General features: G+C 64.3%; 12 protein-coding genes and 1 pseudogene. 6 read left to right on the forward strand and 7 right to left on the reverse strand.

Translation table 11 applies throughout. From position 1 onward, the window contains the following. Window positions 1-416: 416 nt before the first annotated feature. Window positions 417-620, forward strand: coding sequence for a DUF5818 domain-containing protein (locus tag HZF05_RS13610; protein WP_160364577.1), 204 nt, complete (start codon window positions 417-419; stop codon window positions 618-620). Here HZF05_RS13610 and HZF05_RS13615 read toward each other — a convergent pair. After that, window positions 617-1,060 (reverse strand): alpha-ketoglutarate-dependent dioxygenase AlkB, encoded by a 444-nt coding sequence (locus HZF05_RS13615; RefSeq protein WP_343046891.1) that lies wholly within the window; start codon window positions 1,058-1,060, stop codon window positions 617-619. The two genes, HZF05_RS13610 and HZF05_RS13615, sit on opposite strands and share 4 nt — an antisense overlap. A 305-nt stretch (window positions 1,061-1,365) precedes the next feature. Between HZF05_RS13615 and HZF05_RS13620 the strand changes: the two genes are divergently transcribed. From HZF05_RS13620 to HZF05_RS13630, 3 genes are all read left to right on the forward strand, one after another. Then, window positions 1,366-2,489, forward strand: a protein-coding gene (locus HZF05_RS13620; RefSeq protein ID WP_425505623.1) for an IS3 family transposase whose coding sequence is annotated in 2 segments (ribosomal slippage) — window positions 1,366-1,627 and window positions 1,627-2,489 — 1,125 coding nt in all. Because the reading frame shifts where the segments join, the coding sequence is not laid out codon by codon here. A gap of 206 nt (window positions 2,490-2,695) precedes the next feature. Continuing rightward, entirely contained in the window at window positions 2,696-3,505 is an 810-nt protein-coding gene (locus tag HZF05_RS13625) for a MerR family transcriptional regulator (protein ID WP_160364579.1), read from the forward strand. Window positions 3,506-3,534: 29 nt separating this feature from the next. Beyond that, window positions 3,535-4,173: a CPBP family intramembrane glutamic endopeptidase gene (locus HZF05_RS13630; RefSeq protein ID WP_181638873.1), complete on the forward strand. Its 639-nt coding sequence runs from the start codon at window positions 3,535-3,537 to the stop codon at window positions 4,171-4,173. A 172-nt stretch (window positions 4,174-4,345) separates the two neighbouring features. Here HZF05_RS13630 and HZF05_RS13635 read toward each other — a convergent pair whose 3' ends face one another. The 6 genes and pseudogenes from HZF05_RS13635 to HZF05_RS13660 form a co-directional block, all read right to left on the reverse strand. Then, complete coding sequence (locus tag HZF05_RS13635; protein ID WP_160364581.1) at window positions 4,346-5,113, reverse strand: PP2C family protein-serine/threonine phosphatase; 768 nt, start codon at window positions 5,111-5,113, stop codon at window positions 4,346-4,348. After that, a complete protein-coding gene (locus HZF05_RS13640; protein WP_160364582.1) occupies window positions 5,110-6,126 on the reverse strand; it encodes a type VI secretion system-associated FHA domain protein in 1,017 nt (338 codons plus the stop codon). The genes HZF05_RS13635 and HZF05_RS13640 overlap by 4 nt, the downstream gene beginning before the upstream one ends. An 11-nt stretch (window positions 6,127-6,137) precedes the next feature. Continuing rightward, window positions 6,138-7,802 (reverse strand): serine/threonine-protein kinase, encoded by a 1,665-nt coding sequence (locus tag HZF05_RS13645; protein WP_160364583.1) that lies wholly within the window; start codon window positions 7,800-7,802, stop codon window positions 6,138-6,140. 82 nt (window positions 7,803-7,884) lie between these two features. After that, window positions 7,885-8,622 carry a LysM peptidoglycan-binding domain-containing protein gene (locus HZF05_RS13650; RefSeq protein WP_160364584.1) on the reverse strand — a complete coding sequence of 246 codons (738 nt, stop codon included), beginning with the start codon at window positions 8,620-8,622 and terminating at the stop codon, window positions 7,885-7,887. Further along, window positions 8,619-10,256 (reverse strand): putative bifunctional diguanylate cyclase/phosphodiesterase, encoded by a 1,638-nt coding sequence (locus tag HZF05_RS13655; RefSeq protein ID WP_246332001.1) that lies wholly within the window; start codon window positions 10,254-10,256, stop codon window positions 8,619-8,621. The genes HZF05_RS13650 and HZF05_RS13655 overlap by 4 nt, the downstream gene beginning before the upstream one ends. 262 nt (window positions 10,257-10,518) lie before the next feature. Further along, window positions 10,519-10,908 (reverse strand): annotated as a pseudogene (locus HZF05_RS13660) (tyrosine-type recombinase/integrase); the annotation flags it as partial. Window positions 10,909-10,998: 90 nt separating this feature from the next. On the opposite strand from HZF05_RS13660, the gene HZF05_RS13665 reads away from it, so the two are divergent. Then, window positions 10,999-11,550 (forward strand): hypothetical protein, encoded by a 552-nt coding sequence (locus tag HZF05_RS13665; RefSeq protein ID WP_160364585.1) that lies wholly within the window; start codon window positions 10,999-11,001, stop codon window positions 11,548-11,550. 116 nt (window positions 11,551-11,666) lie between these two features. After that, window positions 11,667-13,130, forward strand: a complete 1,464-nt coding sequence (locus HZF05_RS13670) for a hypothetical protein (protein WP_160364586.1) — start codon at window positions 11,667-11,669, stop codon at window positions 13,128-13,130. The last annotated feature ends 167 nt before the right edge of the window (window positions 13,131-13,297 follow it).

A 13,297-nucleotide genomic window follows, 5' to 3' on the forward strand; every position in this document is an offset into this window, starting at 1 on the left:
TGCATCCTGAGCAGCGCGAGTTGGAGATCCCGCAGCTGCTTTTCGTATTCGTGCTTCTTCATGCGGCTGTAACATGCCAGCGGCGCCGATGTTTCAGGCGCCCCTGGCCGGGGCGCGATCGTCGCGCAAAAGACGAAGGGCCGTCCCGGGAGGGACGCCCCTTCCAACGTTCAGCCGCCGCGGCGGCATTTCGATCTCCGCGGTCCTGCAACTCGCTACAACGAGCCGGCGACCACGGCGACGTCTCAGGCGCCGATCACTCCTGAGGAGTAGATCGAGCCCAGGTCCTGCCCAAGCAGCGTGAGACGATGAGACATGCGATCACCTCCTTCCATGCTGTTGAACTCGAACAGGAATATTGGAATGGAGATCCCGATTGTAAGACCCGATTCATGTCGCGCGGCTAGGTTGTCACGATGAGCAGGATTGGCACGAGAATCGACGAGACAGGGACGTTGGTGCGAGATGGCGGCGGCTTCGCGCTTCGCCGCGACGCCGGAGGCCGCTACCAGCTCGATCTCCATCGCGTGCCCGTCGATGAGGTCGAGAAGCGCGTCCGCATCGTCGGCACGCTCGTCGCCGAGGCGCTCGTCGACGTCGACGACATCTCGATCGCCTAGACCAGAATCGCCCGCCCTCGCGCCGACGCGCTGCGGACGGTAACGGACCAGCGGGTCCTATCGGTCTCGACGATGCTATGCTCCCAGTCGTGCCGGGCCTCGCCGGAGAGGTGATATGCCCCGCGCGGCTCGAGAGGTAGCGAGACGCGATCGAAGCCTCCTTTCGGTCGCCGCCGGCGGAATCGCATATCCGCCGGCGCGCCGAGCGAGAACCCGACGACACGCTCGTAGATTGGCCGGTCGCGGTGCCAGCCAATCCCGGCTCCGGGGTCGTAGCGGATGAGCAGCGCCTGGATCAGCGATCCGGCGTCGATGCCGGCGAAGGCGGCCATCCGATCGCGGATCGGCAGCAGCCAATCGGGGATCGGATCGGCCCGCGCCGCCCGCTGTGTCTCGAAGTCGTAGCTGAACCCGAACGAACTGGTGAGGCGCCTGCCCATCCACCCCTGGAAGCGGAAAGGCGTCAGATCCGTCGCATCGATCGCCGCGACCAGCGCGCGCTCCTCGGCCTCGTCGACTATCCCCGAGCGCGAGGCCAGACCAGTCAGGACGGGCGCGTCGAACAGGCCGGCACGGCTAGACCGGCATCTCGGCGACCAACTCCACGAACGCGCGGAAGGTGTCGCCGAAGGCCGGTCCGCCGTCACCCCAGACGACGGTGGCGAGTGAGGTGACACGGCGAAAGTGGTCCACACGGTAAGTTAGTTTTTCCGGCGGATTTTCCTTTTGGAGGGAGGGTTCGCAGATGAAGCGGAAGCGTTTTTCAACCGAGCAGATCGCGGCGGTTTTGAAGCAGGCGGAGATGGGGATGCCGGTGGCGGATCTGATCCGCCAGGTTGGTATCTCGGAACAGACATTCTATCGATGGAAGCGGCAATTTGGCGGATTGGAGTCTGATCAGGTCCGCGAACTCAAACAGGTCGTTGAGGAGAATACGCGGCTGAAGCGGCTGGTGGCGGAGCTCAGTTTGGACAAGGCGGTGCTGCAAGACGTTCTGTCAAAAAAGTTTCCAGGCCAGCGCTCATGAAGCAGGTTGTAGACTATGTCGTGGCGTCCCACGGCTACAGCCAGCGCCGTGCCTGTCGGGTGACGCAGCAGCATCGTTCGACGCAGCGCAAGCCGAGCACACGCGATCCGCGCACCGAGGTGCGGCAGCGGATGCACGAGATCGTCGCGACGCGGATCCGTTATGGCTATCGCCGTGTCCATGTGATGCTGAAGCGCGAAGGCTGGCCGGTCGGGCGCAACGTCGTCTACCGGCTCTACCGCGAAGAAGGCCTGGCTTTACGGACGAAACGACCGCGCCGGCGCAAGATGGCGGTGCATCGCGAAGCACGGTGCCGGCCGCAGCGCCCCAACGAGGCATGGAGCCTGGACTTCGTCCATGACCAGCTCAGCGGTGGCGAGAAATTCCGGATGTTGACGGTGGTCGACATCTTCAGCCGCGAAGCGCTCGCAATCGAGGTTGGGCAACGGCTTCGCGGCGAGCATGTCGCCGATGTGCTTAACCGTCTGGTGCGCCAGCGCGGCGCATCGCGATACCTTTTTGCCGACACTGGCGGGGAATTCACCGGCCGCGTCGTCGATCTCTGGGCATATCACCATAACGTGCGGATCGACTTCAGCCGTCCGGGCAAGCCCACCGACAACGCCTATATCGAGACGTTCAACGGGTCGCTTCGGGATGAATGCCTGAACGTTCACTGGTTCGCATCGATCGCCGAGGCCAGGCGCCTGATCGAGGCCTGGAGACGGGATTACAACGACAGTCGTCCTCACTCGGCTCTTGGCAACCTGAGCCCGTCAGAATATCTTGCTGAGGCAAGGATTTCGCGGTCCCCGATCGGGGGCCGCGAAGCCGGAAGCTAACGCTGGACCTGGACCACCAAACCCAAGCGCTTCAAGGCGATGATGCACTAACAATCAAGCCGGTCCACCCCGTGGGGGCCGTTCAACTGTCTCTTCCGCCCTCAGCGCAAGCCACGCCGTGCGACGGCCTAATGGCCGCCGGTAAAGTTACTCTCACGACAATAAGCACTTGCTCCCGACGTTACGTCAGGTGGTACGACTCGCCCATGATGGAGACACTGGAGATCGGCGAGGTGGCCGAGCGCACCGGCCTCAGCCATCGCGCACTGCGCTTCTACGAGGCGCGCGGGCTGGTGAAGCCGCTGCGGGTCGCCGGCGAGCGCCGGGTCTATGGGCCCGCCGAGCTGGCGCGGCTGAACGCGGTGGTAGCGCTCAAGCGCGCGGGCTTCAGCCTCGCCGAGATCGGGCGGACGCTGGCGGGGCGCCATGCCGACCTTTCGGGCCTGGTCGCCGCGCAGATCGCCGACCTCAATCGCAAGCTCGACGAGCTGACCGCCTCGCGCGGCCTGCTCGTCACGGTCCAGTCCCGCATCGATCGTGGCGAGCCGATCGACGTCGCGACGCTCTGCTCGCTCATCCGTACAGGAGAAAGACATGTGGAACCCGAAAACTGGAAGGCGGTGACCGACCGCTACTTCACCCCGCAGGAAAAAGCCGAATGGCGGGAGAAGTTCGCCGACGTGACGGAGGATTTCGACCAGGAGGCCTATGGCGCGCAGTGGAAGGCGCTTTCAGCGCGCATCGAGGCGGCGATGCCGATGGACCCCGCAAGCGTGGAGGCGCAGGGCTTCGTCGACGAATGGTTCGCGCTGCTGAAGCCGTTCAGCCGTATCGCCACGCCGGCGATGTGGAACGGCACGGTGCGCATGTACCAGAACATGGACAAATGGCCCGCCAAGGCCGACCCCGGTTTCTCGGCCGAGGTCTGGCTTTTCATCCAGTCCGCCACCCAGGCGCGGCGCGCGGCGGGCGGGACGATCGAAGGGCCGCCTTGGATGACGGGCAGCGTCGCGTGACCGGTGCGCCGCCTTGCGACCGACGGTCGATGGTCTGGCTGGCGATCGCCGGCCTCGCCATCGCCTGGGGCCTACCCGCGATCGGGATCGGCGACCGGCTGTTCCCGGGCGACACGATCAGCCCCCGCATCGGGCGCGAGGCGGCATGGTGGGCGTTCGCCGCGATCATCCTGCTGTGGGTGACCCGCGTCGAGCGCCTGCCGCTCGGCTCGATCGGGCTGAAGCGTCCTACAGCCGGCACCTTCGGCTGGGCCTTCGCCTTCTTCGTGGGCATGATGGCGAGCGTGATGCTGAGCTTCGCGGTGATCATCCCGGCGCTCCGCCTGCATCAGGACATGGCGACCACCCGCTCGCTGATCGCGGTGCCGCTTTGGCTGCAATGCGCCACGATGGTGCGCGCCGGCGTATGCGAGGAGATCCTCTATCGCGGTTACCCGATCGAGCGGATCGGCTGGCTCGCTGGCCGACGCTGGGTGGGGGCGCTACTGTCTCTTGCCGCCTTCGTCGCCGCGCACATCGGCTGGGGCCTCTCCCAGTTCGTGGTGGTGGCGTTCGGGGGCGTGCTGCTGACGATGCTGTACCTGTGGAAGCGCGACTTGCCGGCCTGCATGATCGCGCATGCCCTGACCGATCTCGTCGGCTTCGCGCTCGCGCGGGCACATGGTTGAAAGATCGGTTTCATAAATCGACGATCCAGTTCCGACCGATAACGGCATCCACGGCCTGTTGGCCGCCGACGCTTCAAGACCGGACTGTCGGCAGTTGGCGAACGATCGTTTTGCCGGGAATGTCCGGCAACGGGCGCATCGTTGCCGCAACGCTGTGGATGTTGAGCAGTGCTCAAACAATTTCTATTAATAACAAACTAATGTTGTCTTTGCCGCCAGCCGAGAGCGCTTCCGCGATCAGCGATTCAGCGTTCCAAGTCAAGGAGCGCGGAGTAGCCTGCATCAATTTGTCGAGGGCTATCGGCGCGGTTATCAGGCCGTCCGAACAAAGAAGAAAAAGGTCTCCGGCCAGCGCGTCGCTGGTCGCACGATCAAGCCTCAGGTCCTCCGCGGCCCCCAATGCGCGGGTTACGACATTGGCTTGTGGGTGCGTCGCAGCCTGCACGGCATCAAGTGCGCCGGAGTCCACCAATTCCTGTACTATCGTGTGGTCATGCGTCAGCTGAGCGAGTCGGCCATCACGCAGGCGATATGCGCGGCAGTCTCCAGCCCAAAGGATCGTCACGGCGCGGTTCTTCTCGAACATCGCCACGATCGTCGCGCCGCTCATCGGCGAGCCTTGGCGGGTGCGCTCGCGAAGACGCCGATTGACCTCGCTCAACGCCGCCCCGATCGAATCCGCACTCACTTGGCCATCGAGCGCGGCGTTCTGCAGCGCAGCGATTGCGGCCTCGGCCGCGGCGTCGCCAGCGGCGTGGCCGCCCATGCCATCGGCGATCGCCCACAGCCGATGTTCGGACATGTCGAGCACCCGATCCTCGTTGATCGCGCGCACCCGACCGACATGGGTACGGCTCACCGAGCGGACATGACAGGCTGCAGGATCGGCCGCTGGCGCCGCAATCTGGCGCAGCCAGCCTGCCAGTGCCCCGAGGTTCATGCCTCGGCCGCCGCAGCCCTGCGCTCCGCTTCGTCATAGCCTTCGACGAAGGCGCGATCGAGCGAGCCTCCTGCCCCTTCGTCGAGCTGGCGGCGAAGTTCGTCGTGGCGGATGCCGACTTCCTGCCACTGCAGGCTGACGCGGCTCTTCAGCAGCGAAGCGCGGTCGGCGATCACGCCATCGATGCTGACCGGATCGAAGCTGTCGATAGCCGCGCGGAGCGAGGCCTGCAGACCCGAAAAGGTTGCGACGAGGTGGCGCTTGATGTCTTGGAAAGATGCGCGGAGCGCGGCCGGGCCGGAGAGGAAGCCATTGCTTCCGCTCAGCAGCAGGTCGATCGCCAGCCTCTGGGTCGGCGCCCATTTGAACGGGTTGTTGCCGGCACCGCTGATCGTGGTGCGCGTGAGATGGTAGCGCGCCTTGGCATGATCCCGCTCGCTCATCAGATCGCCGATACCCAGCACCATCTGGCGATAGACGGCGCCGGCGCGCCGCATGATCTCGGTCGGTTCCTCTTGCGAGAGCAGCGAGACGTCGAGGCCGGCGCCTTCGCAGAAGGCCTCCAGCAGCGACCCTTCCGAGAAATTGCGGGCCACCGGGAGGGCGTCGCTCCATTCGCTGGGGACGATCGTAGAATCGCCGAGCGGCGGCGTCATCACCAGGGTTCGGTTCTCGCCGCCGACGACGAGCGCCTCGTGCGGAGCCGGCGCGACGACGAGCCGGTAGCGGCCGATCCGCAAGGTGCTCGGCATCGGAAGCGGGATATCCACCGCGTCGGGATGGCGCGCCCCGCTTTTGTCGTCGAACACACCGTTCGTGCCCGTGCTGCGCAGCATGACGCTGCCGCGATCCGCCGATAATTCGCAATGCGCGCGCGAGATTTCGCGATCAGGATCGGGGATAGTCCAGTCCGAAGATGGATCACGACCGATGCGCAGCACGCCCTCGCGCAGCAAGCGTGCGTCGATCGGGTGGACCAAATCCCCCTCGTCGAACAGACGCAGCATGAACATCGCGGAACTCCTCAGGCTGCCCGGCGATGCGCAACAAGCGTCGCCGCCATCGAGGAGGAAGCGGCCCCGGGCACCTCCGCCAACCGGGACTCGATCGCGGCGGCGGCGTGGTTGAAAGCATCAAAGGCCGCGCCGAACTCGTCGCTCCTGCGATGCGAGAGGCGGAAGGCGGTATCCCCGGCCGCGACATCGTTCAGCGCGCGGCGGAGGCGGCGCAGAGGCCGGGCGATGAAGGTGCCGCTCAGCCAACCGATCGTCGCAACCACCGTCATGATGAAGATAGAGAGTGCGATCAGCAACCCACGCGTGAGGCCGACAGCGCCATCCAGCGCAGTGCGGCGAAGCAGCAAATCGACCTTGCCGACGTCTGTGCCCGCATAGCGGATCGCACGGACGAAACGAAAGCCACGACCACCGGTCGCATCGGTCGCCGCAGTGACGCCCATATCGGAAGCAACGGGCGCCTCGCCCGACACGGGGATATAGCGGCGGCCGATCAGGCCGGGGTCGCTTGCGGCGCGGACGATGCCGCCGGCATCCGCCACCACCAGACGCCGCACGCCGACATCGTGCGCCGCCGTGTCGACGAATGCCTGAAGCGGCGCCCAATCCTGCTGCGCGGGCGGCAGGCTGGCATTGTCGGCGACCTGCAAGGCCGCGTTGCTGGTCACGAATGCGGCGATCGAGCCGCCCGACACCACCGCCATATGCTCGAGCGCCGCCTGCTGCCGGTCGAGCACGATCCATACGCTGCTGCCGAGCGCGAGCGCCGTCGCGCCGATCAGGACAAGCGGCAGCTTCACGCGCAGCGCTAAGCCGCGGCGCCGCACCGACTCCTCGACCGACACCGCATCGAGCTCGCGCTGCAGCGCCTGCCGCAATTGCGCGCCGTCGGCGAAACGCTGGTCGGGCTTCTTGGCGAGCAGCTTGTCGATAATGAAACGCAGTCCCTTCGGGCAGTCGCGCGCCGAACGCTCGACCGGTTCGGGCTGCTGCTGCGTGATCTGCAGCGCCAGCGTCGCGAGGCCATTGCCGTCGAACGCCACCTTGCCGGTGACCATTTCGTAGAGAACGGCTCCGAGCGAGAAGAGATCGGAGCGGTGATCCACGGGCACGCCGAGCGCCTGTTCGGGGCTCATGTAGCGGGGCGTGCCGATCAGCTGGCCGGCCTGCGTGCGGGCGAGGTCCGCGCCGGCGTGATCGATGTCGCCGATACGCGCCACCCCGAAATCGAGCAGCTTGGCGGCGCGGCCATCTGCCGAAAGCATGATGTTGGAGGGCTTCACGTCGCGATGCACCACGCCCTGCGCATGGGCATAGGCAAGCGCGTCGGCGAGCTGGATGCCGATCGCCAGCACACGCTCGTAGGGCATCCGTCCCTGTACCTGCATCGTCTCGTCGAGCGGACGACCGGAGACCAGTTCCATTGCGATATAGGGGGCACCGTCGACCTCGCCGACGTCGTGGATGGTGGCGATGTGCGCGTGGCTGAGCGTTCCCGCCGCCGTCGCTTCGCGCAGGAAGCGCTGGGCGAGCTCGGGATGGCGATGATATTCGGGCTTCAGCGCCTTGATCGCCACGATGCGGTCGATGCCGGTGTCACGCGCGCGGAACACCTCGGCCATCGCGCCTTCGCCGATCCGCTCCTCGATCCTGTACCGCCCAAACATTCGCATCGTCATATCCAGCTGAAAAAAGCCGACAATCCGATGCTTTAGACGAAGGTCGGTTAAGCGTTCGTTTGCATCTGCCGTCGGCTCAGCGCCGCTTCGCGACGGTCTGCGCGATCCGCCTCGCCCGCGCGAGATCGCGCGCGATCAGCGGATTGGACGGATCGAGCGTGGAGGCGCGTCCGAGCAGCACGACCGCATCGGTCACCCGCCCCTGGTTGAGCGCGACCAAGCCGAGGCTGCGCAGCTTGAGCGCGGCCGCCGGATCCGCTGCAGGGGCTTTGGCGGGCGCACCAGCCGGCCTGCCGGCCTGGGGCTTGGGCTTGCTATGGGACGGCACCTTGTCCTCCCCCGTCGGCACGGGCTTCGGTGGCGGGACCGGTCGGGGTGCCTCGCCCGGGATGCGCAAGACAGTGCCCGCGCTCAGCGCCGCCGGCCGCCCGACATGATTGTATCGGGCTAGCTGGTAGAATTTCAGCCGGTTGCCGAGAAAGCGTTGGGACAGGCCGATCATCGTGTCGCCCGGCTGCACCGTATAAGCGAAGCTCCTGTCGCCGAGCAGTTCGACGGGATCGCGCTTGATCGATTCGAGCAGCACATTGGCCTGCGGATCGTTAGGATTGGCCTTGAGCAGCGGCTTGAGCTGCTTTTGCGCCCCCTTCTCGTCGCCCTGGTTGAGCAGTTCGATGGCGGCATCGAGTGGCGACGCCGGCGGCACGACCGACGCGGGACCGCGAGGAGCAGCATCCCGTCCGCAGGCGGACAGCGCGAGCAGAGGCGCGAGAGCACCCAGGATGACGAGCCGACGGACCGAAACGGAAATCATGCACGCAACCTTTCGGACACGGGATCTGATATGGGCGCCAGCAGGCCCGAGAGATGATGCTCGTCACGCACGAACGCCCGAAAAGCAGCCGGGTCGAGCGGCCGCGCGAAATAATAGCCCTGGAAGTGGCGGCAGCCCTGCGCGTTCAGCCAGCTATATTCGGCCGCCGTCTCGACGCCCTCGGCCAGCACGCGAATGCCAAGCCCCCGGCCGAGTTCGAGAATCGCGCGGCAGATTGCCTGGCTGTCACGTCGCCGATCGACCGCGGTGACGAATTCGCGGTCAATTTTGAGCTTGTCGAAACGCAGGTTTCGGAGCGTGCTGAAACTCGAATAGCCGGTACCGAAATCGTCGATCGCGATCGCGACGCCCAGCTGGCGAAGCTGCCCGAACAAGGCGGTGATACGATCGACGTCACCGGCTGCGACCGTCTCGGTCAGTTCGATCTCGAGCAGATCGGATGAGAGCGAATGGCGCGCCAGCGTGCGTTCGATCAGAATGATAAGGTCTCGGCGATCGAGTTGGTGGCCCGAAATATTGACGGCGACGCGTAGAGGACCCAGGCCGAGCCGCCGCCATGTTCCAGCTTCACGGCAGGCCGCGTTGATCGCCCACAGCCCGATCTCGTCAGCCAGCCCGGCCGCTTCCATAATCGGCACGAAACGCGTCGGCGGAATGAGGCCTTGCTCGGGATGCCGCCAGCGCAGCAGGGCCTCGGCGCCGCACACTGCGCCCGCCCGCGCATCGACGAGCGGTTGATAGGCGAGTTCCAGTTCGCCCCGCGCGACGGCACGACGGAGATCCTGCTCCAGGGCATAGAGTTGCTGTGCCGCGATCAACGGATCATCGGTCACGGAGGCAGAAACATCGGCCGCGCGACTCCGGGAAACACTCGCACGCGCCAGCAGCATGGCAGGTGTGGTGCCATGCTCCGCCATGTTCGCGTGGCTGACGCGGATTTCGGGGAGGACCTCACGCTGGCCGAACGACACCGCCTCGCCCAGGGCATAACCAAGCGCCTGCAACTTGGTGCTCGCCACATCGGCCGGCGTCTCCGCGCCGAACCAGACTGCCAGTCTGGCGCGATCGACCTGCGCTACGAGCGCGCCGGTACCGAGCATCCGCACCACCCGCTCGGCGAGCGCGGCCAGCACATGTTCCGCCAGCGACTCGTCGAAGGCCTGCAGACGCTCGAGATCCGATAGATGGATGACGCCGAGCAGCCCGCTCGGGCTTGCGGCGATCGCCGCGAACAGCGGCTCGCGGGTCGGCAGGCCGCTCACCGGATGGCGATGAAGCAGTCGCCGCTCGATCACCGTGACGCGATCAGCCATTTCTTCGGCCGATGCCTCGACCGCTGAGATGCTCCCCGATCGAGCGCCCATAGTCGGCATCGCCGATGCCGCCAGCTCGCGCATCCGGGCTGCGACGGACCCAAGCCGAACTTCATGATCGATGAGCGAGAGAAGCACGAGGAGGACCAGCGCCGCGCATAGACAGGCAAGCGCAAAGCTCGCCGCCGGGCCGAGGCGTGGCGGTATCGTGAGGAAGAAAACGAGTGCGTGCGTCAGTCCGATCGCCAGCACGCACCGCGCAATCAGCGTCCCGCTGCCGCGACGCATACCGTCCGCCATCAATCCGCCGCGCGCTCGCCGCATGAACGTCCTTTCCAAGGCAGACGTCATGCGACGCATTGAGAAACAACAGGTTAAAAAACGATCGGAAGCAAATCAGTCAGCGAAAAGGTGTGATCATCTATACGTCTAAGGACCCGGTTGCGGTCGATTCTCGTAGCAAGAATGACCGTCCGCGTTTCCCAGAAGCCGGCAGTCGAGAATGGCGGGAATTGGGTGCCCAACGGATCGGCTCCCCACTTTGAGCGGGAAGCCGACGCCTTCAAATTTCCGTACCCTCTGCAAGGGTCAAGGTATCTTCGACATCGACGCCCAGATATCGAATTGTATTCTCGACCTTGCTGTGGCCTAGCCGGATCTGGACCTCCCGCAAATTTCCGGTCGCTTTGTAGATGATCGAGGCCTTGGTACGGCGGAGAGATTGGGTACCGTAATCTTCTCTCCGCAATCCGACGCCGGTCACCCATTCATCCACTAGGCGAGCATGCTGACGGGTGCTGAGATGGTCGCAATGATCGACCCGGCTTGGAAACACGTAATCCCCCAATGTGCCGCCGCGGCGCTGTAGCCAAGCCAACAGACTAGCGCGAGCGTCTGAAAGCAACTCGAACTGCACCGGCCTTCCGGTCTTGCTCTGGGTCACCGTTGCACGTGGTACCGCTTCCTCAGTTCGCCACAGGCATCTTGGGCTTCCAACGACCAATCCATTGCGTTAACCTAAGAAAAATCGGGAAAAATGCGGATGAACAAGCATAGCCTTAAGACCTGGCGGCGAACGACTTGGGCGACAGCGGCCGCGATCGGGCTGATTTCCGTTCCGAGCCGCGCAGCACCCGGTTCGGGTATTCCCGGGTGGATGCACGCCCACAATCAGGAAAGCATTGCGCAGTTTCGCGCCGACACGCATGTCACGGCGCCTCTGGTCACGAGACCCGGTCAACTGCCGACGATAACGCTTCCCGTCATCATCGGATCGCACCGGCTGCATGCGAGTTTCAGTTTCTACGAGGGAAGACTGCACGATCTGGACGTTGCGACTTCGACAGTTGACAAGGTGCCCTGCACGGAAATCAGCGATTATCTGGACGAATTGCTCGGCCCCGGAGAGCCGTTCAAGGGCTACGAATTGTACCTTCCAGGCACATCCAACGATAGCGATTCACCTTCCTATGTTCCACGTGATAGCTATCAATGGAACATTCCGGGCGACAACGGGCGGGGGATCATCATCTTGACCGTGTTCCGCGGCCAGCCGAATTGCAGCGGCTTCTCCATCAGCACTGGAACGGGGTGATCCGCCCGGCGGCGGCCTGATGGCTCCAGCGCGGGTAACGCAAGATGACGAGACGAAAAGGGGCATCATAGCTTTGTGTTGATTGAGACAAATGATTGTCACGAGGGGGAGACACCGTGGACATCGCCTGGCTTGCCGCAGTCTATACCACCATTGCGTCGTTCGACCCGAATGCCGTGCCGATCGCGTCCACCGTCGTCGGCGATCCTGCGCCGCAAATCTATCGGTGCGATCTAGAGCAAACAGTTTCGATACCGGCGAATCCCGATGCCCAGAAAAGCGTCGCGAAGATGACTCGCATCTATGCTTTCGGCAGAACCAAAGTTTCGGGCTTCGACGACTGGAGCTCGTGGCGCTGGGCAGCTGGCATGGTGTACAGCCGCGCGTCCTTCACCGCCGGGCGCATCGATACCGAGAATGCCTATATCGACACCGCCCCGGTCGCCAATGCCGACGGGAGCCCGCTGACGCAGAAATATTGGTACAGCCGCAAGCAAAGCATCGACAAAACGACCGGGTCCTACACGTACGAGGCCTCCGGAATACCCCTGAAATCGGGAGTCCCACTGGCATCGACCGCGAACGACCAGGTCGCGCCGTTGCCCATGGAAGATGCGATAGACACGGAAGAGTACCGCTATCTGGTGCAGCGCACCGGCCATTGCGAGCGCGTGCAGGATCCGCTGGCCGAGCGCACGGACCACGTCCGGCCCAATCTGGCGTCGATCATCGCTTACGAGCGCTCCGCCGGCGCGCAAAACCTGCATTTGGACGCAGCCTCATCGACAGTCATGCTGGCGCTGCCGAAGCGTGGCCAGAATTGGGGCTCCCTGTCGCTGGTCGTCGCGCAGACCGAATGCAGCCCGGGACATTATTGTGGCGATCAGATCGAACTGAGGCTGTGGGATTTCTTGTCCAACCAGCTCTCTGATACCACGATGGCTACATTGCGAAAGAACTATCCGGACGTCCGCTTTTCCATCGACGGCTTCGGCCTGCGCGCGTCGACGATGCTCAACGTCGGCGACGCCGGCATACCGGCCGCCGATTTCAAGGCTGCGCAGGACAAGCTGTCGGCGATCTATCTGAATCCCAAGGTTGCCAGCCTTATCAACAACGACCATTCCGCGCGCGCCAATCTTACGCCGGCTGTTCTCGCCACACGCGTTACAGCAGACGTCGAATCCATGACGAAGGCACTCACCGCGTTGGGCTATGGCGAGACGGCGCAATTCAGCGACAGCGGCTGGGTCCTCGTCGTTCCCAGTTTTCACACCGCCGTGGGGCTTCAGAAAGTGACCATCCAGCTTCACCCATGCGGCGATCCCACGCGGTGCGGCACCCTTCTGGAATTCCAAGAACAGATCGATCGGGGCGACAAGGGGAAGGTTTTGAATTGGCTGGCATCGCATCGCGAAGTGACGCTTGCGCCCGATCCGGACGATTCCGACGAGTATGACCTGAATTACGTAGTCGATCTTAAGTCGGGCAAGTCGCTCCGCGAACTCCTCGCCGACCTTAAGGCATGGTGGTCGATCGACGCTTCCATCGCGGATATCGTGAAGGGCAAATCGTCATGATCCTCCGGTAGCACCCGCGCGTTCCGTGACCGACGATTTGGCTGCGAGGCGTCCGTGCGAAGCAATATCGAGTTCGACCGGTCGCTAGGGTCAGGACCCATTGATGTGAGAGTCGCGATCTGATTCAGGCTCCGCAAGGAGACTGAATGTGAGCGACCTGTACTGGC

The sequence above is a fragment of the Sphingomonas chungangi genome (assembly GCF_013778325.1).
Taxonomy (GTDB): Bacteria; Pseudomonadota; Alphaproteobacteria; order Sphingomonadales; family Sphingomonadaceae; genus Solisphingomonas; species Solisphingomonas chungangi.

Bases quoted from the DNA above. Each gene is read 5' to 3' on its own strand.
- HZF05_RS13615 (WP_343046891.1), bottom strand. From the start codon at position 1,060: ATGGGCAGGCGCCTCACCAGTTCGTTCGGGTTCAGCTACGACTTCGAG.
- HZF05_RS13635 (WP_160364581.1), bottom strand. From the start codon at position 5,113: ATGAACCTCGGGGCACTGGCAGGCTGGCTGCGCCAGATTGCGGCGCCA.
- HZF05_RS13655 (WP_246332001.1), bottom strand. From the start codon at position 10,256: ATGGCGGACGGTATGCGTCGCGGCAGCGGGACGCTGATTGCGCGGTGC.
- HZF05_RS13665 (WP_160364585.1), top strand. From the start codon at position 10,999: ATGAACAAGCATAGCCTTAAGACCTGGCGGCGAACGACTTGGGCGACA.
- HZF05_RS13610 (WP_160364577.1), top strand. From the start codon at position 417: ATGAGCAGGATTGGCACGAGAATCGACGAGACAGGGACGTTGGTGCGA.
- HZF05_RS13625 (WP_160364579.1), top strand. From the start codon at position 2,696: ATGATGGAGACACTGGAGATCGGCGAGGTGGCCGAGCGCACCGGCCTC.
- HZF05_RS13630 (WP_181638873.1), top strand. From the start codon at position 3,535: ATGGTCTGGCTGGCGATCGCCGGCCTCGCCATCGCCTGGGGCCTACCC.
- HZF05_RS13645 (WP_160364583.1), bottom strand. From the start codon at position 7,802: ATGCGAATGTTTGGGCGGTACAGGATCGAGGAGCGGATCGGCGAAGGC.
- HZF05_RS13640 (WP_160364582.1), bottom strand. From the start codon at position 6,126: ATGTTCATGCTGCGTCTGTTCGACGAGGGGGATTTGGTCCACCCGATC.
- HZF05_RS13650 (WP_160364584.1), bottom strand. From the start codon at position 8,622: ATGATTTCCGTTTCGGTCCGTCGGCTCGTCATCCTGGGTGCTCTCGCG.